The organism is Cypionkella sp. PAMC25878, from assembly GCF_058135695.1.
The window spans coordinates 928,906-955,085 of the sequence record NZ_CM176871.1 but is presented as its reverse complement, the minus strand read 5'-3'; the positions used below and the strand labels follow the sequence as shown (position 1 = coordinate 955,085).

24 protein-coding genes, 4 pseudogenes and 1 other annotated feature are annotated in these 26,180 nt (G+C 58.2%); of the genes and pseudogenes, 16 read left to right on the top strand and 12 right to left on the bottom strand.

All coding sequences use genetic code 11. The features are described from left to right. Nucleotides 1-77: 77 nt before the first annotated feature. The 5 genes and pseudogenes from ACS5RD_RS04445 (at nt 78) to ACS5RD_RS04425 (ending at nt 3,516) form a co-directional block, all read left to right on the top strand. Nucleotides 78-835, top strand: a protein-coding gene (locus tag ACS5RD_RS04445; protein WP_489927796.1) for an IS5 family transposase whose coding sequence is annotated in 2 segments (ribosomal slippage) — nt 78-396 and nt 396-835 — 759 coding nt in all. Because the reading frame shifts where the segments join, the coding sequence is not laid out codon by codon here. A gap of 68 nt (nt 836-903) precedes the next feature. After that, nucleotides 904-1,503 carry a 2'-5' RNA ligase family protein gene (locus ACS5RD_RS04440; RefSeq protein WP_489930170.1) on the top strand — a complete coding sequence of 200 codons (600 nt, stop codon included), beginning with the start codon at nt 904-906 and terminating at the stop codon, nt 1,501-1,503. A gap of 147 nt (nt 1,504-1,650) precedes the next feature. Continuing rightward, nucleotides 1,651-1,863, top strand: a pseudogene (locus tag ACS5RD_RS04435) (integrase core domain-containing protein); the annotation flags it as partial. 70 nt (nt 1,864-1,933) lie between these two features. After that, nucleotides 1,934-3,139: pseudogene (locus ACS5RD_RS04430) on the top strand (IS3 family transposase). 236 nt (nt 3,140-3,375) lie between these two features. Next, the gene (locus ACS5RD_RS04425) at nt 3,376-3,516 is read left to right on the top strand and encodes a transposase (RefSeq protein WP_489931329.1); all 141 of its coding nucleotides are present in this window, start codon (nt 3,376-3,378) and stop codon (nt 3,514-3,516) included. 117 nt (nt 3,517-3,633) lie between these two features. Here ACS5RD_RS04425 and ACS5RD_RS04420 read toward each other — a convergent pair. Next, nucleotides 3,634-4,068 (bottom strand): annotated as a pseudogene (locus tag ACS5RD_RS04420) (enoyl-CoA hydratase/isomerase family protein); the annotation flags it as partial. A 95-nt stretch (nt 4,069-4,163) separates the two neighbouring features. Here ACS5RD_RS04420 and ACS5RD_RS04415 point away from each other — a divergent pair. Continuing rightward, entirely contained in the window at nt 4,164-4,742 is a 579-nt protein-coding gene (locus ACS5RD_RS04415; protein ID WP_489930169.1) for a TetR/AcrR family transcriptional regulator, read from the top strand. 684 nt (nt 4,743-5,426) lie between these two features. Here the strand turns inward: ACS5RD_RS04415 and ACS5RD_RS04410 are convergent. From ACS5RD_RS04410 to ACS5RD_RS04400, 3 genes are all read right to left on the bottom strand, one after another. After that, nucleotides 5,427-5,600, bottom strand: a complete 174-nt coding sequence (locus tag ACS5RD_RS04410; protein ID WP_489930168.1) for a hypothetical protein — start codon at nt 5,598-5,600, stop codon at nt 5,427-5,429. Between the two features lie 381 nt (nt 5,601-5,981). Beyond that, on the bottom strand, nt 5,982-6,512 hold the full coding sequence (locus tag ACS5RD_RS04405; RefSeq protein WP_489931328.1) for a glutathione S-transferase family protein: 531 nt from the start codon (nt 6,510-6,512) through the stop codon (nt 5,982-5,984). Between the two features lie 39 nt (nt 6,513-6,551). Continuing rightward, a protein-coding gene (locus tag ACS5RD_RS04400) for an IS3 family transposase (RefSeq protein ID WP_489928112.1) occupies nt 6,552-7,786 on the bottom strand; the annotation gives its coding sequence in 2 pieces (ribosomal slippage) (nt 6,552-7,492 and nt 7,492-7,786; 1,236 coding nt in all). Continuing rightward, nucleotides 7,383-7,499, bottom strand: a sequence feature (AL1L pseudoknot). Its footprint overlaps the gene before it by 117 nt. Nucleotides 7,787-7,841: 55 nt before the next feature. Between ACS5RD_RS04400 and ACS5RD_RS04395 the strand changes: the two genes are divergently transcribed. The 5 genes from ACS5RD_RS04395 (at nt 7,842) to ACS5RD_RS04375 (ending at nt 10,393) form a co-directional block, all read left to right on the top strand. Then, nucleotides 7,842-8,678: a hypothetical protein gene (locus tag ACS5RD_RS04395; protein ID WP_489930167.1), complete on the top strand. Its 837-nt coding sequence runs from the start codon at nt 7,842-7,844 to the stop codon at nt 8,676-8,678. Nucleotides 8,679-8,708: 30 nt separating this feature from the next. Further along, on the top strand, nt 8,709-9,062 hold the full coding sequence (locus ACS5RD_RS04390; RefSeq protein ID WP_489930166.1) for a hypothetical protein: 354 nt from the start codon (nt 8,709-8,711) through the stop codon (nt 9,060-9,062). Nucleotides 9,063-9,136: 74 nt separating this feature from the next. Further along, on the top strand, nt 9,137-9,472 hold the full coding sequence (locus tag ACS5RD_RS04385) for a hypothetical protein (protein WP_489930165.1): 336 nt from the start codon (nt 9,137-9,139) through the stop codon (nt 9,470-9,472). 84 nt (nt 9,473-9,556) lie between these two features. Beyond that, entirely contained in the window at nt 9,557-10,210 is a 654-nt protein-coding gene (locus tag ACS5RD_RS04380) for a TIGR02594 family protein (RefSeq protein WP_489930164.1), read from the top strand. Between the two features lie 15 nt (nt 10,211-10,225). Next, nucleotides 10,226-10,393, top strand: a complete 168-nt coding sequence (locus ACS5RD_RS04375) for a Pam3-gp28 family putative phage holin (protein WP_489930163.1) — start codon at nt 10,226-10,228, stop codon at nt 10,391-10,393. 102 nt (nt 10,394-10,495) lie between these two features. On the opposite strand, the gene ACS5RD_RS04370 is transcribed toward ACS5RD_RS04375, so the two are convergent. From ACS5RD_RS04370 to ACS5RD_RS04340, 7 genes are all read right to left on the bottom strand, one after another. Then, nucleotides 10,496-11,713, bottom strand: coding sequence for an MFS transporter (locus ACS5RD_RS04370; RefSeq protein ID WP_489930162.1), 1,218 nt, complete (start codon nt 11,711-11,713; stop codon nt 10,496-10,498). Between the two features lie 147 nt (nt 11,714-11,860). After that, nucleotides 11,861-13,516 (bottom strand): 2Fe-2S iron-sulfur cluster-binding protein, encoded by a 1,656-nt coding sequence (locus ACS5RD_RS04365; protein WP_489930161.1) that lies wholly within the window; start codon nt 13,514-13,516, stop codon nt 11,861-11,863. Nucleotides 13,517-13,641: 125 nt separating this feature from the next. After that, on the bottom strand, nt 13,642-15,090 hold the full coding sequence (locus ACS5RD_RS04360) for a heavy metal sensor histidine kinase (RefSeq protein WP_489930160.1): 1,449 nt from the start codon (nt 15,088-15,090) through the stop codon (nt 13,642-13,644). Nucleotides 15,091-15,103: 13 nt separating this feature from the next. Beyond that, nucleotides 15,104-15,781 (bottom strand): heavy metal response regulator transcription factor, encoded by a 678-nt coding sequence (locus ACS5RD_RS04355; protein WP_489930159.1) that lies wholly within the window; start codon nt 15,779-15,781, stop codon nt 15,104-15,106. A 204-nt stretch (nt 15,782-15,985) separates the two neighbouring features. Next, entirely contained in the window at nt 15,986-19,153 is a 3,168-nt protein-coding gene (locus ACS5RD_RS04350) for an efflux RND transporter permease subunit (RefSeq protein ID WP_489930158.1), read from the bottom strand. After that, a complete protein-coding gene (locus ACS5RD_RS04345; RefSeq protein WP_489930157.1) occupies nt 19,150-20,640 on the bottom strand; it encodes an efflux RND transporter periplasmic adaptor subunit in 1,491 nt (496 codons plus the stop codon). Before ACS5RD_RS04345 ends, ACS5RD_RS04350 begins: the two co-directional genes overlap by 4 nt. Beyond that, the gene (locus tag ACS5RD_RS04340) at nt 20,637-21,038 is read right to left on the bottom strand and encodes a FixH family protein (protein ID WP_489930156.1); all 402 of its coding nucleotides are present in this window, start codon (nt 21,036-21,038) and stop codon (nt 20,637-20,639) included. Before ACS5RD_RS04340 ends, ACS5RD_RS04345 begins: the two co-directional genes overlap by 4 nt. A gap of 238 nt (nt 21,039-21,276) precedes the next feature. Here ACS5RD_RS04340 and ACS5RD_RS04335 point away from each other — a divergent pair, with 238 nt between their 5' ends. The 5 genes from ACS5RD_RS04335 to ACS5RD_RS04315 all read left to right on the top strand — a co-directional run bounded on the left by ACS5RD_RS04335 (nt 21,277) and on the right by ACS5RD_RS04315 (nt 25,421). Beyond that, nucleotides 21,277-21,555, top strand: coding sequence for a hypothetical protein (locus ACS5RD_RS04335; RefSeq protein ID WP_489930155.1), 279 nt, complete (start codon nt 21,277-21,279; stop codon nt 21,553-21,555). Between the two features lie 526 nt (nt 21,556-22,081). After that, complete coding sequence (locus ACS5RD_RS04330; protein ID WP_489930154.1) at nt 22,082-23,269, top strand: site-specific integrase; 1,188 nt, start codon at nt 22,082-22,084, stop codon at nt 23,267-23,269. 1,037 nt (nt 23,270-24,306) lie between these two features. Next, nucleotides 24,307-24,552 carry a helix-turn-helix domain-containing protein gene (locus ACS5RD_RS04325; protein WP_489930153.1) on the top strand — a complete coding sequence of 82 codons (246 nt, stop codon included), beginning with the start codon at nt 24,307-24,309 and terminating at the stop codon, nt 24,550-24,552. Nucleotides 24,553-24,685: 133 nt separating this feature from the next. Next, entirely contained in the window at nt 24,686-24,913 is a 228-nt protein-coding gene (locus ACS5RD_RS04320; protein WP_489930152.1) for a hypothetical protein, read from the top strand. A 190-nt stretch (nt 24,914-25,103) separates the two neighbouring features. Continuing rightward, nucleotides 25,104-25,421 carry a hypothetical protein gene (locus ACS5RD_RS04315; protein WP_489930151.1) on the top strand — a complete coding sequence of 106 codons (318 nt, stop codon included), beginning with the start codon at nt 25,104-25,106 and terminating at the stop codon, nt 25,419-25,421. On the opposite strand, the pseudogene ACS5RD_RS04310 reads toward ACS5RD_RS04315, so the two are convergent. Beyond that, a pseudogene (locus ACS5RD_RS04310) lies at nt 25,418-26,175 on the bottom strand (IS5 family transposase). The gene ACS5RD_RS04315 and the pseudogene ACS5RD_RS04310 sit on opposite strands and share 4 nt — an antisense overlap. Nucleotides 26,176-26,180 lie beyond the last annotated feature (5 nt).

Genomic DNA, 26,180 nt, shown 5'->3' with positions numbered 1-26,180 from the left:
ACGCGGAATTGCCTAGGGTCAGGACCTATTGATTTTGCAACGCAGCCGTGATTCAGGCTCCGCAAGGAGACTGAGCAATGAGCAACCTTTACTGGCTGACGGACGAGCAGATGGCTCGACTTAAACCCTTCTTTCCCAAGAGCCACGGGGTGCCGCGTGTCGATGATCGTCGGGTCTTGAGCGGCATTATCTTCATCAATCGCAATGGCTTGCGTTGGTCTGACGCGCCGAAGGAATACGGCCCGGCGAAGACGCTTTACAACCGTTGGAAGCGATGGGGCGACATGGGCGTCTTTGCCCGGATGATGGAAGGGTTGGCCTCCGAGGCGGCGGTCCCGAAGACGGTGATGATCGACGCGACCTATCTCAAGGCGCACCGCACGGCTTCAAGCCTTGGGGTGAAAAAGGGGGGCGCGGTCGTCTGATTGGCCGGACCAAAGGTGGCATGAATACCAAACTGCATGCCGTCACTGACGAAAACGGCCGACCGATCCGCTTCTTCATGACCGCAGGTCAGGTCAGCGATTACACCGGCGCTGCGGCCTTACTGGGCAGCTTACCCAAAGCGACGTGGCTGCTGGCTGACCGGGGTTATGACGCCGACTGGTTCCGAGACGCCCTGAAAAACAAGGGGATCACGCCTTGCATCCCCGGCCGGAAGTCACGCGCGAAGCCTGTCAAATACGATAAACGCCGATACAAACGCCGCAATCGGATTGAGATCATGTTTGGCCGTCTCAAAGACTGGCGGCGGGTGGCAACACGTTACGACAGATGCCCAAAAGTCTTCCTCTCCGCCGTCGCTCTCGCCGCAACCGTCTTGTTCTGGCTTTGACGATCAATGAGTCTGGACCCTAATATCCCACCTGCCTTCACCTCAACTCATTCGAAAGGGCGCATAAAATGCCGGATCACACCGTAACCAAACAACCCGAGCAAACAGCCCGGAAAACGCATGCATTGTTCTTCGCAGCAATTCCGCCTGCTGAAATCCATGCCCAGATGGCAAGCGCATGGCAATCTTTCGGCACGGATGCGCTTTTTCGCCACGACACGCTCCACCTCTCCCTCTACGGGATTGCCGAGATGGATGATCTTGATCCCATCCTCGTTCAGCGCGCCAGCCAAGCAGCCACCAGAGTGCGGACGGCGCCATTCACCCTGTGTTTTGACCGGCTGATGACATTCAATGGGCAGCCGGAAAAACCCCCGCTCGTGGTCGCGACGGATGGCGGAACCAATAAGCCCCAAGAGATCGCAGCCGAGTTGCATGCCGCACTCCGCGCGCTGGGCATTACCGCTTCTCGATCCCAGAAAGTTAATCCACATGTGACGCTCGCCTATGGCCCCGGCTTCTCTGGCGAAAGGCACCTCACCAAACCAATCGTTTGGACGATTAGCGAAATCACATTGATCGGCAGCCTTCACGGTCAAGGCCGCCATGTATCGCTTGGGCAGTGGCCGCTACCGCGCGACAGAAAACAACCTAGTTTTGATTTCTGAATGACCGCCGGATCAAGTGCCACCGCGGCTCAAAACAACTGAGATGCCGCTCTTTGCATCAAGTGCCTGTCCCCGAAAATCAACGCAACGGCCATAGACGCGCACCGCAAAGCGCCTCGACACAAATCCGGGCCAGAGATGTGCGCGCTAAGGGTCGACAACGGCCCGGAATACATCAGTGGCAAGCTTATGATATGGGCCGAGAAACGGGGCATCACCATTCAGCACATCCAACCCGGCCAGCCGCAACACAACGCCTCCATCGAGCGCTACAACCGCACCGTCCGGCATGAATGGCTCGACCAATACATCATCGAAACCATCGAGGAAGCCCAAGACCACGCCACCCAATGGCTCTGGGTGATCCCCCCTGGAAGTAAGGGTCTGCATAAGTAGAGTTTTCTCGGCAAGATGAACGAGGAGATTTCGAATGAAGACAAGTAGATACACAGAGGCTCAGATCATCGCGATCCTGCGGCAGGCCGAAGGGGGTGTGCCGGTGGCCGAGTTGTGCCGCGAGCATGGCATGATGCCATTGCCCGGCAATGGTTTGTCTTCAAACCATGAGAGGGAACGCCTCGTTCTACAAGTGGCGGGCGAAGTATGGCGGTATGGATGCGTCCTTGATCAGCCAGATGAAGGCCATCGAGGACGAGAATCGTAGGCTGAAGCGGATGTATGCGGACCTGAGCATGCAGGCGGATTTGCTCAAGGAAGCCCTGGGAAAAAAGTGACTGGGCCGTCTCAACGCCGCGAGATGGCCGAGAATGCAGTGGCGCGACGTGGGGCAAGCATCGCCATTGCCTGCCGCGCATTCGGGGTGAGCGAGACCTGCTATCGCTATGGCCCCAAGTTGCGTGCCGAGCACGAGGAAATTGCCGATCTTCTGGTCGGCCTGACGGACGCCCGGAAGACCTGGGGGTTTGGGCTGTGTTTCCTGCACCTGCGCAACGTCAAGGGCCACCCGTGGAACCACAAGCGCGTCTATCGGATCTACTGCGAGCTTGAGCTGAACCTGCGCCCTCTCATGGTTTGAAGGCAAACCATTGCCGGGTAACAAATCAAGCCGCGCAAGCGGTTGAAGCGCGCCAAACCCGACGCGCTGGCGGTGCCCGAGGCACCCAACATGACCTGGTCGATGGACTTCATGGCGGATCGCCTCGGCGACGGACGTGCATTTCGGCTACTGAACGTGCTGGATGACTTCAACCGCGAAGGGCTGGGGATCGAGGTTGACTTCTCGCTGCCTGCCGAACGGGTCACCCGGAGCCTTGACCGGATCCTCGAGTGGCGGGGCAAACCTGGCACCATAAGGGTCGACAACGGACCGGAATACATTAGCGAAAAGCTGATGAAATGGGCTGAGTAACAAGGGGTTGCCATCCAGCACATCCAGCCGGGCCAACCCCAGCAGAACGCCTACATCGAGCGCTACAACCGCACCGTCAGGCATGAATGGCTGGATCAATATATCATCGAAAGCATCGAGGAGGCACAAGACTTCGCCACGCAATGGCTCTGGACTTACAACAACGACCGCCCGAACATCCCTTTCATGGTTTGCAAGCAAACCATTGCCGGGCAACGGGGCATCGGCGGCATCACACCCGCCCAGAAACTGAAAATGGCCGCGTAAGTTCTAAGGATGCACCCCGCTAAAAATGGGGATTACCAGGGGCACGGCCCTCTAGGGCTCGCTAACCGTTGAATTTGAACATGGGATAGAGCATGCGCCCCTTCCCCTTCTTTTCGTCGCCCCGTAGCACCGCTGTAGCGTAACCGCCCGACATTGGCCGCCTTATGATGGTGTCTGCCTTGTCTTAGAGACGTCCATAATGACGTCATTATGGACGTCACTTATGTGAGGGCGGCATGCGAGGTGATCTTCTGGGTGCGGTTGAACGTCGGCGTCGTTGGACGGATGCCGAGAAGTTTGCTGTGGTGTGCGAGGTGGGTCGTCACGGCGCTTCGGTGACGCAGGTTGCTCAGCGCCACGATCTCAGGCGGCAGTAGATTTATGCTTGGCGGCATGATCTGCGCAAGAAGGGGCTTTGCGAGCCAGAGGGCGCGGCACTGTTCTTGCCGGTCGATTTTGCGCCGCCACCGGTTCCTGAGGCGGAGGTGGCTGCGGAGCTGTGTGCCCCCGAACGTCGGTGGGATACCGATGTTGATTTCCGGCTTGGCGAAAATGGCGCGGTCGGATGCGATTGCAAGATGGACAGCCTCGGTGATCTCGCAGCCACCGCCAAAGGCGATGCCATTCACGGCGGCAATGATCGGTTTGCCAAAAGCCTCCAGACGGGCGGTCATCGTCTGGCCCCGCCGCACGAAGGCCTTCACCGCCGCTTCGGCCCCAAGCTTTACGCTTTCAGAAAACTCTGGGATATCTCCTCCCGCCGAAAAGGCACGTTCCCCCGCACCGGTCAGGATCACCACCCGGATTTTGGGATCATCTTCGATCAGATCAAGCAGCGAAAGCAGGCGGTCAATCATTTGGTAATTCAGCGCATTGAGCTTTTCAGGCCGATTGAGTGTAAGCAACGCAATATTGTCGTCCGTTTTCATCAAGACTGTCTCGGTCATGTGATCCACCTTTCGAGTTGGCATTGACATGACGCTAGAGGACGTGACAGCGTAGGGAAACTCACTGGTTAGTATACATGCTCACCCAACCCCTGCCGACCACGCGCGACCGCATCATTGATGCCGCAAATCACCTGTTCTATGGAGAAGGCATCCGCGCCGTCAGTGTCGATGCCATTGCCGAGAGGGCGGGAGTGACGAAGAAAACCTTGTACTATCATTTCAAAAGCAAGGATGATCTGATCGCCGCCTATCTGACCTCTCGCGATCAACCCAATCTGGCCCTTTTCGCGTTGTGGTTTGAAGCGGCACCGGGCACCGTTGCTGACAAGACCGCCGCAATCTTCTTGCGTTTGGCGAAAAATGCGCGCCATCCCAAATGGAAAGGCTGTGGCTTCCTGCGGACAGCGGCTGAGCTTGCGAACATGCCGGGGCATCCGGCCATCGCTATCGGATCAGAGCACAAGAAGAAGTTCGAACGATGGCTCTCCGAAGAATATGCTGCGGCTGGCATTTCCCATCCCGATTTTGCGGCGCGCAGCATCGCGCTTGTCATGGATGGGGTTTTTTCAACGATGCTGATTCACCGAGACCCGGCCTATGCAGAGGCGGCGGCCGAGACGGCGCGCCTGATTTTGACGACTATGGGCCGTTAGCCAGAGGCTGGAACACCCGAACCCGCATACCTGCGGACCCATTGCCGCGCAGTTGAACCGGATGCCATGATCAGGCGCATTCTACGCACCTGCCATAAATTTAGGCGCTTGTGCAAACTCTGCGCAGACAGAAGCGGACTGCGGGTGTTTGAAGTCTCGACGAGTCGGAAGCCCAGCGCAGCCCGAATTAGAGCGACGATACGTCCAAGCTGCTGCCTCAGAAATCGTGGGCCTTCTGAATATCACGCAAAAACGCCACTGGGTTGATCAGGGAAACGCGATCGGTTCGTGACGACATTTGCTTCTCAGCTGGCCAAGCGAGGCCACACAGATTGTGATGTGGGGGCCCTTCCATGCCGCAAATCGGGTTACAAATATGTCGGGGCGGGCGTGCCTATGCCAACCTTCCCCAGCGGTTCTGGTCGTCCTTGCGATCACTTGCCGCGAGCGGCAAGCCAAGCAGTCGTCTGCGCAATCTCGGTCTCTTGCGCTCTGATCACGGTTTCCGCGAGGGCGCGGACCTCTGGGTCCTTGCCGTACTTAAGGCGATCTTGGCAATGTCGATGGCGCCCTTGTGGCGCGGGATCATGCCCTGCATGAAATCCACTTCCGGATCCCCGGTACTTCCGGATCCTCGGTATAGGGCACCGACATTCCAGCCATCATGCCGCTCATCGCTTTGGCTTAGGCCTGCGTCGCCGGGCCGTTGGCAAACTCTACTGGAATGAGCGAGCTTTGATCCATTGCCGCCATGTCCATGCCCGAATGATCAATCCCCTTCACGGTGGTCTGTGCGACGGCCAGCCCCCCGGCGATGACGATGGCGGCGACGATCAATGCGGTTGTGCGCTTGGTCATTTGAATTCTCCTGTTTGGGTTCAGCTAGCGGCAAAGCAGACATCGGTCAGAACGGCCTCGAGTTCTGTGCGCTCGACCGTGGTCACGACATCTACTTTGTGGGTCATTAGTCACCCTAACTTCGGCCGCCGAGTCGACCGACTGGATCGCTTTCGTCACACTGCGAACGCATCAGCCACAGGTCATGTTCTCGATATGGAATTGCATGAGGGGCTCCGTGAGGTTTGTCTCATGTTTGGTCAGATAGGGCTTCCCATGGCTGTAAGGTCAAGGGGTGATCTGGCTATTCTTTCCCAACTTTCCCTTGACCGTATTCTGAGCAAAACTCCAATCTGTCACAGGGTCGTCGAAGAGTCGGGAAAAGTCGTCGTGAGCGAAGCCTCACGCCGCCATTTCCATCTTGCCGAGCACGCCCGCATGCTTGCGCAGGAAAGCGTGCAGGCGGTCGGCGTAGTCGGGCACGACGGCGCCGATAACGGACGGCCGCAAGGCCAACGCCGTGCGCCAGGATTGCAACTTGGGCAACCCGTTGAATACGGCAAGGTCGGTGATGGTGTCGAACACGTCGAAATACCGGAAAACGGGCGCAAAGACCGCGTCGACGACCGAAAAGCGTGTGCTGGCGAAATAGGGTCCCTCGCCCAGTGCGGCTTCGAGGCGTGCGAACTTCTCGCGAAGCACCGTTAGCTTGGTATCGAAGGCGGTCCGATCCTTGGTTGTCTCCACCACCCATATATCGGCCAAGATCGACGAGCCAAACTCCATCCAGGCGCGGTGTTGCGCCTTTTTCAAGGGATCGGCGGGATGCAGCGGATTCGGGCTGGTCTCTTCGAGGTATTCGACGATCACGGCGCTTTCGAACAGCGTGGAACTGCCAACCTGCAGCAGCGGAACCTTGCCAAGAGGAGAGATTGAACCGCCCCGGGTTTGCCGGAGACCAATTAGTCCGTATTACGCGACCATATCGAGTGTGTTCAGATTTGCATAGAAGGCCTCCTCTGCCTCAGCCGGTGGTATATTTCCGATGGGTTCAAGCAGGCGGCGGTTGTTGAACCAATCGACCCATTTGAGGGTTTCCAGTTCGACCTCGTCCATGGTTTTCCATGAACTACGCCGCCGGATGACCTCGGTTTTGTAGAGGCCGTTTATGGTTTCGGCCAAAGCATTGTCATAGGCGTCGCCGACGCTGCCAACGGATGGTTCGATGCCCGCTTTTCCCAAACGCTCGGTGTATCGGATCGAGACGTATTGGCTTCCCCTGTCGCTGTGGTGGATCAGCCCGCCCCGATGAGCCGGACGGCGGGCATAAAGTGCTTGCTCAAGTGCATCAAGAACGAAGTCGGTCTTGGCAGACCGCGACGCCTTCCAGCCAACAATGCGGTTGGCGAAGGTGTCGATCACGAAGGCGACGTAAACAAATCCCTGCCATGTCGAGACATAGGTGAAGTCGCTGACCCATAGCATATTTGGTGCTAGCGCTCGGAACACGCGGTTCACCTTGTCACGCGGGCATGGAACTGACGTGTCTGGGATCGTTGTTTTCATAGCCTTTCCGCGAACAACGCCCCGCAATCCCATGCTGGTCATAAGGCGTGCCACGGTGCAACGCGCGGCACCTTCACCTTCACGGCACAACTGTCGCCAGGTTTTGCGAACCCCATAGACCTGCCAGTTATCATTCCAGACTTTCGTTATTTTGGGTCGCAAGACCAAATCCCTCTGCTTTCGTGCGGAAGCTTTGGCCGGATCGGCACGCACAGCGAGACAGGCATAGTAAGTAGATGGGGCAATCGGCAGCACCCTGCAGATCGACTCGACCCCATGCACCACGCGATGATCATCAATAAAGCCGATCATGGCTTGAACGGGCGGTCGAGTTCCGCCTGAGCAAAATAAGCAGACGCCTTGCGCAGGATCTCGTTTGCCTGCCGAAGCTGGCGCACCTCACGTTCAAGTTCCTTGATCCGGTCACGCTCAGCACTGGTGGCACCATCGCGTGCCCCACTGTCACGTTCTGCCTGCCGAACCCAGACCCTCAAGGTCTCCGGGATACAGCCGATTTTGGGCGCAATCGCAGACACTGCCGCAGATTGCGTTTCATAGGAGCCTTGATGCTCCAGCACCATGCGAACGGCCCGTGCCCGCATCTCAGGTGAATAGCGATTTGATGTCTTACTCTTTTCCATAGCCCTCATCCTTAGTCAGGTTGAAGGTCTCCGGCAAACCCGGGGCGGTTCATCCTTGGCTGGACTGGCTGTCGCGCAGACCTTTTCGGCCAAGCAGACACTGTCGAACGCCAACAACGATCTCGGCACCTCGACCGGGACCGGCACGACCAACCTTGCCACCGGTGCTACGCTGAGTGGAAACACCAAGACCGTGAACATCGGCGCGGCCGGGGTTTCGGGGTCGACGACCAATGTGAACATCGGTTCGGCCGTGGCCGGGGCTTTGGGTGGCCTGACCATCAACGGCCCGAGCGTAACTTTTGCCTCGACGGTTTCGGCAATCGCCATGGCGGCGGCCAACGTCTCTGCGCTTTACCTCGGTCTTGGCGGCTCCGCGGCAGACGCAACAAACCGGCTTTCGATCAACGCCCCGGCGAGCCTCTTCAACCACGCAGGCGCCGGGCATCAGGTCAAGGTCAACAAGGCGGCAGCAACGGACATCGGCTCCTTCCTGTTCCAGACCGGATTTTCCGGCCGGGCGGAGTTTGGGCTGACGGGGTCGGATGACTTCCAGGTCAAGGTCTCGGGCGACGGTGCCACCTGGTTCAACGCCCTGCAACTGGAACGGACCTCCGGCCGGGTCCGCGCTATGGTGGCTTTGCAACTGAACCCGAACGCGGGCGATCCCGGAACGGTAGCGGACGGCGACCTTTGGTACAACTCCAGCACAGGCAAATTCCGGGGACGGCAGGCCGGAGCATCGACCGATCTGATCGGGGGCGGTGGTTCGGGGGCCAGTTCTGCTTATGGCGTCTTGCAAGCCAACTACACCCTGACCAGCGCCACCACAGCCCAGAAGCTGTTCAACTGGTCGACGAACGGCGCGCTGTCCCTGGCTGCGGGAACCTAACGCTTCACCTGCTCGCTGCTGATCACCTCAATGTCCACCACGAGTGGATCGGCGAACTTCAACCTCAAAGGAGCGGGCACGGCGATCTTCGGCAAGATGTCTATGCAGGACTTCGGCTCGCGCGGCACCGTAGCCGTCGGTGGAACCACGGCGATTTCCGGCACAGCCTCTGACGTGCCGTCCAGCGGCGGTGCCCTGACTACCCCGAGCGCTTCGGCCGCGCTCCGCGCCTCGATCCACGGCACCTTTGAAATCACCACCGCGGGGACGATCATCCCGTCCATCGCATTGGACGTCGCCGCTGCCGCGAATGTCCTCGCAGGTAGCTATTTCGAATGCATCTACATCGGCCCGGCCGCAACCCTCGGCGGCAGTTGGTCCTGACCAAGCTGCCCATTGTGGGCGGCCGAGCGACAGCAGCGCAAGAACCAGTAGAGAATCCACCGAAATGGCAAAACATGATTGAAAACAACGAACGCGGTATCACCATCAACAAGGCATTGGCCTGGACCATGCTGGTCTCGGTCGCCGGGTTGATCTGGTGGGGCGGCGGAACGCTTGCCTCGCTGCAGGGGGCCGCAGACCGTCTGACCTCCGCCCTGACCGAAACCCGCGAGATGATCGTGGCCGAGAGCGCCAGTGCCGCGCAGCTGGAGGCCCGCGTCCGGACACTGGAAAACAGCGCAACCCGGCAGGACGTCCGCTTTGATGCCCTGTCGATGTCGATCAATGAGCTGAAACAACAGGCCCGTGAAACCAACACGCTGCTGCGGGAATTGGCAAAGCGACCTTAAGCCAACCCCACATCACTCAACCTCCCGACCCGCCCGCACGGCGGGTTTTTTTGTCGTCCGCCACCGGGCAGAAAGAACACTCCCATGATTACTGACCAAACCGATGCCATCCGTTTGATCCAGAGCGGGTTGGACAAGCTCGGCCACAGCCCCGGGACCATCGATGGCCGCTGGGGCGTCCGGACCACCCGCGCCCTGAAGTCCCTGCTGACCGCAAACGGTCGCCCGGCTTCTCTGGCACCGGCCGCGCCCCTGCCGTGGATCACCGAGGCGAAGTCAGCGCTGGGCAAGAACGAGGCGCGCGACCGCAGCTGGCTGATGGATTGGCTGAAGCGCGACGGCCGCAGCTTGGGCGATCCGGGCAAGAACCCCTGGTGCGGTGATTTTGTCGAAACCTGCATCCGCATGGGCCTGCCCGATGAACCGCTGCTTGGGGCGCAGGGCACCAATCCCTACTGGGCGCGCAACTGGCTGCTGTTCGGACGCGACACCAAGCCGGTCTCCGGCGCTGTGCCGATTTTTGAGCGCGGATCAGGCGGTCATGTCGGCTTCGCCGTCGGCCAGGACGACACGCATTTCTTCGTCCTCGGCGGCAACCAGTCCGATGCCGTCACCATCGCCCGCATCGCCAAATCCCGCCTGCTCGGCGCGCGCTGGCCCCTCACCTATCCCCCGCGCCTGCAACGCCTCCCGACGATGAAGTCGGGCGAATTCCACACCACCACCAATGAAATCTGAACAGGAGACTTCCAAATGCTGAAACCTGCACTTCTCGCCCTGATCCGGCAGTTGCTGACCGTCGCTGGCACCGCACTGGTGGCCAAAGGCTACGCTCAGGCCTCCGATGTGGAACCGGTAATCGGCGCGCTGCTGACCATCGGCTCGGTGATCTGGTCAGTGGCAGACAAACGCGGAAGGTGAATGTCCAACGTGCTCGACGCAGAATTATGGCGGTAAGCCATTTGCGTCAGCGCTGGCAGACACATTTCGTCTAACATTGCGACCGTGAGGCGCTCATTGTGGCTAAGATGAATGATCCATCTCGGTCGCAGTCGCTGCGGCTTTGGGTTTGAAAATAACCAGCAACCCCAAGGCAACCGTGGCGACTGCCGCCCCGGCCAGAAACGTTGCTTCTGCCCCGAACTGGTCCCACAGCAGCCCGGCGATGGCGCTGGCCAGCAGCAAGGCCAGTCCGCTCATCAGATTGAAAAATCCGTAAGCCGTGCCGCGCAGGTCGGCCGGGGCGGTGGTGGCTACCATCGTGGCCAGCAGCCCTTGGGTGATGCCCATGTGCAGCCCCCACAACGTGACGCCCGCCAAAACCACAGCCCAATGCACCCCAGAGGCCAGCACCAGATCGGCAGCGATCAAGACCACCAGCCCAAGGGCAAGCAGCGTAGCGTGGCTCATCCGGTCCGACAATTTGCCAAAGGGATAGGCGGAAGCTGCATAGACCACATTCATTGCCACCATCACCAAGGGCACCAGTGCTACGGCAATACCGCTTCGCTGCGCGCGCAGGATCAAAAAAGCCTCGCTGAACCGCGCCAATGTGAAAACCGCACCGATGATCACGACGCGCCAATATTCGGTGCCCAACCGCTTTAGATTGGCGCGCTTTATCGGGTTCGTGCGCTTGGTCACGTTTTGCGGTGGCGGTTCCTGAACGCCCACGGCCAGCAGCAAAACGGCAAGGGCGCCTGGTATTACGGCGACCCAAAATACTGCCTGAAAATTGTTCTGCCACAGCAGCATCAGCCCCACGGCCAACAGCGGCCCGGCAAAAGCACCCACTGTATCCAGCGATTGACGCAGACCAAACGCCGCACCGCGCAGATGCGGCGGGGCGATATCGGCCACCAGCGCATCACGCGGCGCGCCCCGAATACCTTTACCCACCCGATCCAGCAGCCGTGCCGTCAGCACGATGCCAAGACTGGGGGCCATGGCAAACAGAGGCTTGGTTATCGCACCTAAGCCGTAGCCCAGCAATGTCAGGCCCTTGCGGCGTCCGAACCAGTCGCTAAGAACACCGGAGAACACTTTTGATATCAGCGCGGTTGCCTCGGCCAGCCCTTCGATCAAACCAACCGTCAACGCGCTTGCCCCCAAAACGGTGACCATGAAGAGCGGCAACAAGCTGTGGATCATCTCGGACGAGATATCCATCAGCATGCTGACAAATCCCAAAACCCAAATCCCACGCGGGATCGCGGCAAGGCCGGTGCGAACAGCGGTCATTGTCAGCCTTTCCTTCAGCAACGGCATGGTCGCCCGCTTCTGTTGCACAGATGTGGCACAGATTGGCCAACAAGGATAAACCCTTTTTAGTCGGGCACATGGGCAAGCGGTATTTCAGGGGCCGCCCGTCAGACAGACCCTATTCGATTATAGATCCAGAGTGATTGCATCCGATACCGGGCGGGCGACACAGGCAAGAATGAACCCTGCCTTGCGTTCCTTTGCAGTTAGCGAGGTTTTGTCCGGCATATCCACCTCACCGTCGAGCAGTTTGCAGCGACACGACCCGCATTCACCGTTGCGGCAGGAATAATCCATGGCGATACCATTAGCTTCCGCCACCCGGATCACTCCTTCGCCGCGCCGCGCAATCACGGTTTTGCCGCTTTTCGCAAAGGTCATGCTGACCTCTTCGTCCGCACCGGGACCGGGTTCAAACGGCAGGGATGTGAACGCCTCGGTGAAGATCGCGCCTTCGTTAACGCCAAGGCCGTCCAACATTGGCAGCACTGCGGCCATCATCGGGGCCGGGCCACACAGATGCACACGGGCGCGGGCGATGTTGGGCACAAAGCCCAAGATCATCGCAGGCATCAGATAGCCCTGTGGTCCAGTCCAGGTCGGATCATCCACCAGGGTTGGCAGCAGGTGCAGCCGGAAATTCGGGTGGCGTTTTTCGATTGCGGCCAGCTCATCGCGAAAGATCACATCGGCAAGGGTTTGCGTGCCGTAGATCAAAGTTACCGGATGGGTCCATGCGGATTCGGTCAGATGGCGCAGCGTGCTCATCATGGGCGTGATGCCAACGCCACCTGCGATCATCACGATGCCATCAGCCTCGTCCCCTACAAAGGTGAAGTCGCCTTGCGGACCTTTGACCGAAAGCAACTGGCCGACCTGCACATTGTCATGCAGATATTGCGACCCGCCGCCCGTTGCCTCACGCTTGACAGTGATTTCCAGAAACCGGCTTTGGTTTGGCGACGACGCAATCGTATATGCCCGGCGGATCGGCCCGTTCGGGGTTTGCAAGGCCAGTGTCACATATTGCCCGGCCTTCCAACGAAACGGCAGCGGTGCGCCGGATTCGGTCATCAACCGGAATGTCTGCACAGCGCTGGTTTCCACGAACTTGCGGGCCACGCGCAGCCGCCCCTCCCACCGCTCGGCTGAGGCGTGGACGGCTTCCGCTGTGGTCACCCCTTGGCGGGCGGCGCGCCCTGCGTAGAATGCGCGGCCAATGATGGCGAGCGTCACGATCACGACAGAAATCAGCACAAACACCTTGCCGCCATCCATGAAGTCAATCGGCTTGTCGTTCATGCTTGGGTTTGTAAGGGTGCTGTGGAACAGAAACGTTATGGCAGTCAGATAGTTGGTATAATGGATCACCTTCCAGCGCCGGAAACTGAGGCTTTTGCGGAAATAGGATGTGACGAAAATCACGAGGGTGGCATAAAGCGCAATCGCACCGAGGGTATTTTCAAACGGCTGATACGGCCCAAGGAAGGGCAACAGAATTTCGGTCAACCCAAAGCCTTTGCCTTCTGCCGTCAGCAACAACAACGGATGGGCGATGATCAGCAGAACGGTGGCATAGGCCAGCGTGTTGTGAATCCGAAAGATCGGCAGTTTGCGGTGCGGCCAACTGACCACGGGGTCATATTTGATCGACATCAGCATTCCCAGCAGGATGCCGAGGCCCATAGTGCCACAGGCGGCAAGGCCAAAATACGAGATCAGGTCAATGGTCGTCAGGCCAAACGGGGCAAGATACGATGTAAGAAATGCGGTAACGTTCATATGGGTGGCTTTCCTGTATGCGCGTTTTGCGCATTTTCTGACCTGTGCATAGCGCGCCGGACTTACAGAAGCCTGAAGCGAACATGACGTTTCTGTCATGCAGCATCACTTTGCTGCACCTGCAGTCAGGCGTTGGCGGTTTTAGGCGGATCGACGCGTACCAGCGGGAATTGCAAAGTCACACAGGTGCCTTGCCCGGGCGCACTTTCTATGCCGACAGACCCGTTGTGCAGCCCGGCAATGCTTTGCACCAGCGTTAACCCAAGGCCCACGTGATGGGTCGATCCTGTTCGGGCACGGTCAGCCCGGTAAAAGCGATCGAACACATGCGGCAGATGCTGGGGTGCAATGCCCGATCCGGTGTCACTGACCGTGATCTGCACAATATCCGCAGCATTGGTCAGCGCCACTGTTACAACGCCCCCCGGAGGCGTATGCGCGATTGCGTTGCTGATCAGATTGCCAACGGCCTGCTGCACCAGCGTGCGGTCAACGCCTGCCCAAAGCGCCGGGCCGAAGGCAAACTGCAATGCCACCGATGCCTCGGCCCCCGCCGTCTCGTAAAAATCAATCACTGCCGCAATCGTCTGCCGCAGATCGACAGGATCGCGGTGATCCAGCTGGATGGCCGTTTCAGCTTTGGCAAGAAACAGCAGACTTTGGATGATCCGTGTCAGGCGCTCGTATTCCTCAAGGCACGAACCCAAAACATCCTGATATTCTGCGGGCGTCCGGGTTTTACCTAATGCCACCTCAATCTCGCCGCGCATATTGGTGATGGGGGTGCGCAATTCATGCGCCACATCAGCCGAAAACTGCGACATCCGCCCGAAGGTGTCTTCCAACCGGTCCAGCATGGCGTTGAATGTGGAACCCAGCTGTGCCAACTCGCTGGGCAAGCCGGTCAGCAGAAGGCGCTGGTTCAGTGTCCCTGATCGGGTATCATGCGCAGCGCGGGTGATCCGGTCAATCGGCCGCATGCCCCGCCGCGCAATCACCATGCCGCCAAACGCACAAGCAACCACGGAGAGGATAAGGATAAGGACCATCAAATCACGATATTCCCGCAAGAACCGTTCTTCATCGGCGCGGTCAACAGCCAGTTGAAATTGGCGCGGGTCGTGTGCGGCGGGGTCCAACGTCGCCCGGGCCGTCACCATACGCAAATGGCGGCCCGCTTCTGTCTCCATCTCGCGGTGCTGTGACGGCCGCGCATCCGCAGCCAGCAGCAATGGAAAAAGCGCAGGCGGCGCAAGGTCCGCCATACCCGGCGTCTCAAACAATGTGGCACCGCTTCCATCAACCAGCCGCACAAAGATCTGCTGGCTGGTCTGCAAGCTAAGGCCGCTGATCGGTGGCGCAGCCATCGGCATATCCTGCGTCGCCGCGGCCAAAAGCAGCCGTAAATCCTGGATGTGGTTTTCCAGCGTCAAGGCATCTTCGCGGTCCAGATTGACGGTAAGCGCCCAGTAAAGCGATCCGGTGGTCACCAACACCAGCGCAAAAGCCGACAGGCCATACCAAAGCGCCAACCGTACAGCAATGGAATTAAGCCTGCGCTGAGCGATAGCCAAGCCGCGCCTGAACCTAGCTGCGATGTTCAAGCGTATACCCAATCCCGCGCACCGTGTGGATCAGCTTGTCTTCAAACGGATCATCCACCTTCAGCCGCAGCCGCCGCATATGCACGTCTACAATGTTGGAATCGCTTTCAAAATTGATGTCCCAAACCTGCTCCGCGATGATCGTGCGCGACAGAGCATCGCCCGTACGCCGCATCAGAAGCGCTAACAGCAGGAACTCCTTCTGCGTCAGGTCAAGCGCCTTGCCCGCCCGCACAACCCGATGCCGTTCCATATCCAGCTCCAGATCAGCCACCTGAAACACGGTCGTTTTCCGGGCTGCCGGCCCCCGACGCAGAATTGCCCGCGCCCGCGCTAACAGCTCACTAAAAGCGAAGGGCTTTACCAGATAGTCTTCGGCCCCAAGCTCAATGCCCCGCACCCGGTCCTGCACATCATCGCGCGCCGAAAGATACAAAATCGGTGTGCTCACCCCGCGCTCTTTCAACTCCTTCAGAACCCCCCAGCCATCAAGTTCCGGCAGCATCACATCCAGAATGATCAGATCGTAGCGCGTGAGCACCGCCATATGCGCGCCCATCCCGCCATCGCCCGCATTGTCGACGACATAGCCGTTCTCGCGCAGCCCCTTCGCAAGGTAGGCAGCGGTCTTGGGCTCGTCTTCGATCACCAGTATTTTCATCGTGCTTTCTGTCTTGTGATCCCTCGGAGCCGACCTTCCAACATGCGATTGGCTCCGCTCAGATCACGACATACCATCATTACACTGGAATAATAACGACATGCTGTCGGTAGGATGACCTTTTCGTCATCTTCGGCGGATTGAATAGCCCGTGGCTTCCGCATCGGGGCGACCGACGGTGAGGGGCAATAATGTTTGCCAACTTCAAGGCAGCTTGCCTTGAAGTCCCTGCGTCAGCGGAAAATGGCTGCCCTGATAATCACGCGCCAACCCCCAGCCCTTGACCAGCGAATAGACGGCCGGGATCACCACCAGCGTCAGCACGGTTGAACTGACCATCCCTCCGATCATCGGCACGGCGATGCGCTGCATCACCTCCGACCCTGTGCCATGCGCCCAAAGGATCGGCATCAGCCCGGCCATGATCGCCACCACTGTCATCATCTTGGGGCGCACTCGTTCCACCGCGCCGAACATGATCGCTGTGTTGAGATCGGCGTGGGTGAAGGCGCGGGTTTCCGATGCTGCCTTGGCACGCGCCTCCAGCAGCGCATGATCAAGGTAAATCAGCATTATCACCCCGGTTTCTGCGGCCACCCCGGCCAAGGCGATGAACCCCACCGCGACCGCGACGGAGGTGTTGAAGCCAAGAAACCACATCAGCCAGATGCCCCCGACCAAGGCGAATGGCAGCGACAGCATCACGATCAGGGTTTCCGTCAGCGCGCGAAAGTTCAGGAACAGCAGCAGGAAGATGAGGGCCAGCGTTACAGGCACCACGATTTTCAGCCGCTCGGTGGCGCGTTCCAGATATTCGAACTGACCGCTCCACGCCACCGAATACCCCGTTGGCAAAACCACCTGCGCCTCGACCGCCGCCTTTGCTTCGGCAACATAGCCACCCAGATCACGGCCAGAAATATCGACAAAGATATAGACCGCCAACTGGCCGTTTTCGGTTCGGATGGTCGTGGCACCGCGCGTCAATTCCACCGTAGCGACAGCGCCCAAAGGCACTGACCCACCACCCGGCAAGGCCACCTGCACGTCGTTGGCAATCGCCTGCGGGTCGGATCGTTGGTCGCGGGGATAGCGCACGGCGACGCCGTAACGTTCGCGGCCCTCAACGGTTTGGGTGATCACCTCTGACCCCAAAGCCATCGCAATTACTTCCTGCACCGCGGCGACTGACAGCCCGTAGCGGCCCAAAGCCGCACGGTCGGGGGTGATGTCAAGGAAATAGCCACCGATCACCCGTTCGGCATAGGCGCTGGAGGTGCCGGGCACTTTGCGCACCACGGCTTCAATTTCCCGCGCGACGCCTTCCATTTTCGCCAGATCGGTGCCGTATATTTTGATCCCAACCGGCGTGCGGATGCCGGTGGACAGCATGTCGGTGCGCGCCCGAATCGGCATGGTCCAGGCGTTTGACACGCCGGGAAATTGCAGTGCTGCATCCATCTCATCCTTCAAACTTTCCGAAGTGACGCCCGCCCGCCATTCCTCTTTCGGTTTCAGGTTGATGATGGTTTCAAACATTTCCGTAGGGGCCGGGTCGGTAGCGGTCTGCGCCCGGCCGGATTTGCCGAAGACGGATTCCACTTCGGGGAAAGACTTGATGATCCGGTCCTGCATCTGCATCAGTTCCGCCGCCTTGGTGACAGAAATCCCCGGCAAGGTGGTCGGCATATACATCAGCGTGCCTTCATCCAGTGCAGGCATGAACTCGCTCCCCAACTGCCGCGCGGGCCAGATTGTGACCACCAATGCCGCGAGGGCGATCATGATCGTCAGCCCGCGTGCCTTTAGAACCCCCCGAATGATCGGGCGATAGAGGGCGATCAGCAGGCGGTTCACCGGGTTTTTGTGTTCTGGCACGATATGGCCGCGCACAAAAATCACCATCAGCGCGGGCACCAACGTTACCGACAAGATCGCCGCCGCCGCCATCGAGAAGGTCTTGGTAAACGCCAGCGGGCCGAACAATTTCCCCTCTTGGTTTTCCAGCGTGAAGATCGGCAGGAACGACACGGTGATGATCAGCAGGCTGAAGAACAGCGCCGGGCCAACTTCGGCGGCAGCTTTGATCAGAATTTCCACCCTTGGCTTGCCGGGTTCGGCGCGTTCCAGATGTTTATGCGCGTTCTCGATCATCACAATCGCCGCGTCGATCATCGCGCCGATAGCAATGGCGATGCCGCCAAGGCTCATGATGTTCGAGCCAAGGCCGAGGAATTTCATCGCCGAAAACGCCATCAGAATCCCGACCGGCAGCATGATAATCGCCACCAGCGCGCTGCGGACGTGCAGCAGGAAGATGATCGTGACGGCCGCGACGACCAGACTTTCCTCCAACAACGTGCCCTTCAGCGTTTCAATCGCTGATTCAATCAAGGTTGACCGATCATAGACCGGCACGATTTCCGTGCCCTCCGGCAGCGATTTCTGCACATCGGCCAGTGCCGTCTTGGCATTGTCGATCACCGTCAACGCGTTCGAGCCGACCCGTTGCAGCACAATGCCGCTGGCCACTTCGCCGTCGCCGTTCAACTCGGTGATCCCGCGCCGTTCATCCGGCACAATCTCCACCTGCGCCACATCCGACAGCCGCAGCGGCACGCCGGACTTGGTCATAAGAGTGATGTTTTCAATTTCGGCGGTGCCCTTCAGATAGCCGCGCCCGCGCACCATGAATTCGAATTCCGAGATTTCCACCGTGCGCCCGCCGGTATCCATATTGCTGTCACGCACCGCTTGCCCAATATCGGCCAAGGTCACACCCTGCGCGCGCATCCGGGCCGGATCGACGACGATGGAATATTGCTTCACAAAGCCGCCAACACTGGCAACTTCCGACACGCCATCGGCCTTTGACGCCGCAAAGCGCACCACCCAATCCTGCAAACTGCGCAGTTCGGCCAGCGACAACTGCTTGCCAACCAGCGCATATTGATAGACCCAGCCCACCCCGGTTGCATCGGGCCCAAGCGCGGGCGTCACCCCATCTGGCAGGCGGCTCGCGGCAGCATTCAGATATTCCAGCACACGGGATCGCGCCCAATAGGGGTCCACGCCATCCTCAAAAATCACATAGACGAACGACACACCGAAGAAACTGAACCCCCGCACGACTTTGGACCGTGGCACCGTAAGCATCGCAGTCGTCAGCGGATAAGTGACCTGATCCTCGACCACCTGTGGCGCTTGGCCGGGGTAATCCGTCAGCACAATAACCTGTACGTCCGAAAGGTCTGGAATCGCATCCAGCGGCAGTGTGCGGATCGCATATACGCCACCCGCAACTGCGACAGCGGCGGCAAACAGGATCAGCACCAGATTGCGGGCCGACCATCCGATCAGCTTGGCAATCATGGCTTAGCCTCCACTGGCGTTAGTGCCGATAGCGCGGCCTTGAGGTTGCTTTCGGCGTCGATCAGGAAATTGGCAGACACCACCACCGTCTCGCCTTCCGCCACACCCTGCCTGATTTCAACCATGCCCGCGCCCCGCTGGCCAAGCTGCACATCCCGCGGCTCAAACCGACCCTCGCCAAGATCAACAATCACCACTTGGCGGTCGCCACTGTCGATCACGGAAGAATCCGGTACAGTCACAACCGGGGCACCACCTCCGGCAGCGATTTCGACATCGGCATACATATGCGCGATCATCGCGCCGTCGGGGTTTAGCAGCTCCACCCGGATTTTCGCGGTGCGGGTCTCGGCCTGAATTTCGGGGTAAATCTCATCGACCTTGCCGAAGAATTCCCGTCCCGGCAGGCTGCGGAAACGTACGGTTGCGGCGGCTCCGCGCTGCACTGATGCCAGTTCATATTCTGGCACATCCGCGATGATCCAGACGGTCGAGGTGTCGGCGATGCGAAACAACGTCTCGCCCGCTTCCGCCATCATGCCGTCAACCGCCATCCTCTCCAGCACCACGCCGCCCTGCGGTGCCATCAGCGTGACCGAGAGTGGAGGTTTGCCCGTTGTCTCAATCTGCGCAATCATCTGTGCAGGTACGCCAAGGTTCAGCAGGCGCTGCAAGCTGCCCGCCGCCCTTGCTTTGCCGCCATTGTTTAGGTCAGCCGCATATTGTGCCCCGGCAGAGGCGAATTCCTTGGCATAAAGTGTCACCAATGGTTGCCCCGCTTTAATCGGCGCTCCGGTTGTCACGTCGGCAACCTTTTCGACAAAGGCCTCCGTGCGCAGCGAAATCACGCTGACTTTGCGTTCGTCATGCTCGACCACGCCTGGCACCAGGATCGGCTGGCTGATCGAGGATCGGGTCGCGAGAGTGGTCTTCACGCCCGTTCGTTGAATCTTGCCAGCTGAAACCGTGACGGTTGAGCCGTCGGTTTCTTCGCCGTCATAAACTGGCAGATAGTCCATCCCCATCGAGTCCTTCTTCGGCGTTGGTGACGTATCCGGCAGTCCCATCGGATTGCGATAATAAAGGACACGCTTTTCATCTGGTGTCCCCGGGGCGGCAATGGCATTGCCCGCCTCTGCAACGGCTGTGTCAGCCGCCTTCGGCGCATCGTCAAAATTGACATCCTCGCTGGCCAGCACAGGCAGATAGGCGCGACCGTCTGCTGTCGTCTTTGGCGCTGCTGAATAGGCCGCATCGTCCGGGTGGCGGTAGTAGATGACTGCCCCTTTCGGGACAGCCATCTTCAGAGTTTCAGAGCTGCCTGTGGCCATCGCTTCGGCGTCTGCGCCAAGTATCCCTGCCGCAAATGTCCTCACCAATCCGGGGATGTCAGCCGGAGCTACCCCTTGGTCCCCAGCCCAAATCCCGGCAAAACCCGCAGACCCGGCGATCAGCCCCACCATGAGGGTCTTGCCGAGAACGCTCATTTCTGCACGCCGAGGATCAACTCGCCCTGCACTGTCTCAGGCTCCCCCTGCACTTTGGCTGCGATCTGAAACCGCCAGTTCCCCGCCATCGTCAGATCAGCCTTGAACTGATATTGACCGGGGATGTCAGACGCCACCGCTTCAACCGGCGTCGTCATGCCCTCCATTCCTTCAGGGGCCATGTCCAGCCGTGTGGTGAAAATTACTGCATCGGCAACCGGCGTGTTTGTCCGCAGGTCAGTCAAACTGACCGATATGCTTACCCCCTCACCGGGGTGCAGTTCGGTGCTGACGATTTTGAATGCATAGTCTTCTGGGGCAGCCTGAGCGGCGAAGCTCGCGGCAAGAGTAATAGCCTGCGCCAGCACGAGGCTGCGCAATAAGTGTTTGGTGTTCATGATAAATCTTCCAACTGTCTGAGCCGCGCTACTGCGCGATATCGGCATGGCAACTGCCAAGCCACTCTTGCCGCTCGGCGTGCACGCCGAGCGGTTTCCGGGTGCGTTTAGCACCCCTGACAGTCAGGTTTTGGGAGGCCTTCGTAACCCACTGCCTTCCAAAGAAGGCAGTGTCGGATGCGCTGCAAAGTCAAAGCGCACGCTCAGAACAGATGGGTGGAAGATAGGGTTGCCGGTCATGAGCGGAACCGCCGCGGAGACAGACAGGCAGGGTAGCGCCATCGGGCAGTTCGGCATCTTGGCACAGCTTTGCGATGTGCAGGGCACGCCATCATCCATTTGCATCATTGGCGAGGTTGCAGCAACAACAGCGGCATACGACTCATTCACCGGGGCAACGGCCATCGTTGCCAGCGTCAAAATCCACCCCAAGATACAAAATAGCCTGCTCATCTTGCAGTGTTTGCCCGGATCGGTAGCATCCCACAATACACAATTTGCGGAGCTGTCGTCCTAAAACGCCTCGATCTGGGCCGACGAGTTAACCTCGGCGTGAGCATTTCGGATCGAGTGATAGAAATCCCAGCGCCGCACGGTTGACTTGCCCCCAGGCGAGCAGCGCTGGCTCCTAAATCCTGAGCGAAGGACCTATCAGTAGTAAATGGGAAGATCCCGGTAGCTGAACATCAGCCCGAAACGCAAAGAGCCCCCGCTTTTCAGGAGGGACTCGTCAAACGTTGAGGTGGCGTTGAGGTAAAACGCGCGCACCTATACACAAGTGTTTTTGTCGGATTCCAACCATTTAGAAAGGTTAGATATTTTGGTTGCGGGGACAGGATTTGAACCTGTGACCTTCAGGTTATGAGACAGCTCAGGGTTGTGCTACGGGCTACGCTGGAAATCGCCTGACTACCCTATCTTATTGATAGTGCACATTATTTCTTGACCTAGAGTGCGCCCACTCTCTACCCATTGCGCCATGATTTTCTCTCGTTTGCTTCCACTGTGCTTCCACGGATGCAGGCCAAAATGGGGACCGCGCCATGCCGAAACTGACCAAACGCAGCGTCGAGATGCTGGAACCGAAGGCCGAAGGTTATTTCGTCTGGGACAGCGAGATTAAGGGCTTTGGCATTCGCGTGCTGCCCTCTGGGGCCAAGACCTATCAAATCCAGTATCGCAAAGGCGGACGCACCCGGCGCGCGGCGATTGGGCGGCATGGCAACATCACCGCAGAGATTGCCCGCGCCAAGGCCAAGGAATTGATGGGCGAGGTTTCCAAGGGTGAGAACCCGATTGAAGACATTGCGCAACATCGGCGCGCACCGAACATCGCAGCCCTCTGTGAACGCTTCTATGAGGCGCATGTGTTGCAGCGCTGCAAGCCGACTACCCAAGGCGAATATCGCCGCATGATTGATCTGTTTATCATCCCAACCATGGGCAGCTTCAAAGTAGTGGACGTTGAGCGCAAAGACATTGCCGACCTGCACCACAAATCCCGCGACAAACCCTATCAGGCAAACCGGACGCTTGGGGTTCTGTCCAAGATGTTCAATCTTGCCGAAGTCTGGGGCTTGCGCCCGGATGGCTCGAACCCTTGCCGTCATGTGCCGAAGTTTCGCGAACATAAGCGTGAGCGCTACTTAAGCCAACATGAGTTGCAGAATCTTGGTGCCGTCTTGGCAAGGGCGGAACGCGAAGGCACGGAAACGCCCTTTGTGATCGCCGCCTTCCGTCTGTTGCTTTTGACCGGATGCCGCCTTGGCGAAATCCAAACCTTGCAATGGACTTTCCTGACCGATGCCGGAATGGAGTTGCCGGATACCAAGACGGGCGCGCGGCGCATTCCGCTGCCCCATGCCGCGCGGGCTGTGATCGCCTCCCTGCCCCGCCTGCCCGACAATCCCTATATCATCGCGGGTAAGGTGGCTGGACGTTACGCCACAGACTTGCAGCACCCTTGGCGGCGTATCCGGGCCTTGGCGGGTTTGGACAATGTGCGCATTCACGATCTACGCCACACCTACGCGTCAAATGCGGTATCGTCGGGTATGCCTATTCAAATGGTCGGGCGCTTGCTTGGGCATACCCAGTTACAAACCACGATGCGCTATGCCCACCTTGCCGATGATCCGGTGCGCCGCGCCGCCGAAGAAAACGCAGCAAGGCTGAACGCTGCGCTTGGCATGGCCCCAACGGAAAGGACGCATCTGCGCGTGGTTTCGTAGAAGCCATGTCAATTTGTGTCACTGGCAGTCATTACTCGTCATTATGGGTATGCGCCGCCGACAGTCATAATATGACATATCGCGTTATATCGTGTGTTTTCAGGTGTTTTCATGTCATTATATGTGAATTCATGTCATTTCATGGATATTCACGGGTGATTTTTCATCTGCAATAATGGGTAAATTCACCTGTTTTCACCTTAAATCACCCGAAAAATACACCACAGTACCGGATTATACACCATAATCTCATGGAATACCTGATGCTTGGGGAAACCTATCCAAACTGTAAAGCGGGCGATAGTTTCAATGACTGCCTCACCTGCCATGCTTCCACCTTGTGTTCGCAACCAAGTGACCAAGCACTGTTACCTATTCAACCAAGAGCGTTCCTAACTGTCGTTACTTCGACGCACATTCCATTTAACGAAATTCGAAAATAGACACATGCCTTTCTGCAATAGCTGAGTTGATTGATTGCCGGACCTAGGTTTTACTCGACCTCTCAAGCGGTACGGCGAAAATCAGTTCGTTGCGCAAAAGAGCCTCATGGTGCCTTGCTGTAGCAAAATCGGCACGAGGATTGGCACTACTGATTCGGAGGCATCGCACACAATTTGTGGTGAGGAATACCCATTTCTGCACTCAATTTGGTTGCTTTTGGGCTAGGGGAACGAAAAAAATTTCAACCAGTCGATCACCCATTGCGAGTCCATTTAATTCTATTTAATGCGCCGAAAGTGATGCGTGAGAGTGAATTACTACAAAACGCTTTCTCGACACGGGGGGAGGCGAAAATCATAATAGTTTCAAAAGGTTATTGCACGCCACGCCCACAGATTAGTGCCAGCGCCAACCACTCCACGGCTTAATATTATTTTTGACCCGCAATCCCTTTATAGACAAAGGAGTCTATTTATTAGTCTATTTAATGCAGTCGAACTGGAAATTTTGATATTTTTCAAAAATACACCTATTTCCTTTTGAATATTAGTCAGGTGATACTGAGCGCAGAGTAACGTAATCAGGAAAGAACCATGCTAACTCAGACGAACACCGCGACTATCACTCCCGCTACCGACTATCTCGACGGCCTCATTGACGAGGACAAGGCTGCAAATTTTCTGTGCCAAAGCGTACGCACTATTCAGAAATGGCGCGTCACGGGCTTTGGCCCGGAGTTCTGCAAATCGGGTCGCTCAATCCGCTATCGTCGCCGCGATCTGCTGGAATGGATCAATTCCCGTCGCCGGGGCAGCACCAGCGCCAGCACCAACATTTAACAGTTTTGCCCGCCTAGAGTTGGCAGCGCTATGCGGGATTTTGGGGCCGGAAGGTCTTCAAATGGGGTGCGGGGTAAATGACTTCGCACCCCTTATTTGTCTGCCGATCAACCCAGACAACAAAGGATAAACCATGAGCAACCAACCTGCCCACAAGATCAAGATCGGCCTCGTCACCGCGACGATTTGGGACAATGACGGCTTTCATTCCGTCGAAGTCTCGCGCTCTTACAAAACCAATGAAGGCGAATGGAAAGCCACATCGGGCTTTTTCCACACCGATTTGTTGAACGTCTCAAAGTGCATTGAGCGCGCCGAAATCTGGATCAGCCGTCAGGTAAGCGCCCGCGTTGCCAAATGATTGCGATGTGCTGTATGTCAAACTTCAAATGCCGGGCGTCCGCGCCCGGCCCCAAAACAAAAGCTGCCCCGCCGGAGGCACCTTCAAAGCGCGCAAGCGCGCCCTTGCTTTCCAACCGCAAAATTCCGCAGGCCAAAGGGGGGTCTTGTAACACCCCCCTCTACGGATACGAATGCGTAGTTGAGCGTAAATGACTGTTCTGCATTCCGGCTTCGATGGCCTGAAGTTCACAATCCAAACCGATATTTCCCCCGAACTCCGCGCCGCCCTTGCCGATGCCAAGGCGCAAGCCATCAAAACTAATGCCGACAGCATTTTAGAGCTAAACGGCCTGCAACTCGCCGTCCGCCGCAATGGCGGTTCCGCCTTCTCAGCCCATACAGGCGAATATGGCGCTGAGTGGTATTTCCTAGACCCTGAGAACCGCGCGCCGAACAATCCCGGCGTCACCGTCGATTTCCGCGCCTTCCTGCTGGCGACAGGCGGCCTAGGGACCGTGGACATTTAGCGCAGCGCAATGATTGTTGCGGCGATGCTCCACGTTGCGCGGTAGCTTGTGTCGGTTTTGTCGTACCTTGTGTTTACGCCTCTGAACTCCTTGATCTTGCTGAAGTAGTTTTCGATGAGGTGTCGCCATTTGTAGGCTTCGGCGTCGTGGGGAATGTGCAGGATGCGGTTGCGTTTGGCGGGGATGACGGCTTCTGCTTGCCTGCGGTCCAACTCGGCGCGCAGGTGGTTTGCGTCAAACGCTTTGTCGGCCATCAGGGCGTTGAAGCTCAGCCCCTCGATCAGGTCCGGCACCCCGGTAATTTCGCTGCGCTGACCCGGCAGAAGCACAAAGCGCACCAGATTGCCAAGCGCGTCTGTCAGCGCCAGAACCTTCGTCGTCAGCCCGCCTTTCGAGCGCCCAATCGCTTGATTTCGAGTCCCCCTTTTGCGCCGCTCGCCTTCTGATGCGCGCTGATGATGGTGCCATCAACGAGGACGTATTCAAAGTCAGGCTCCCCCGATATGGCGTCGAAAATACGTTGAAATACATCGGCTTGCGCCCAGCGGCGAAACCGCCGGAACACAGAGTTCCAAGCGCCAAAACCCGGCGGCAGGTCACGCCATGGACCGCCAACCCTGACCTTCCAAAGGACGGCTTCAAGAAACAGCCGATTGTCCTTCGCCGTCACCCCGCGCGTCCGCAACGAGCCCGGCAAAAGCGGCTCGAGAAGCCGCCAACTCCGGTCAGAAATGACAAAACGTTCAGCCCGCATTCATA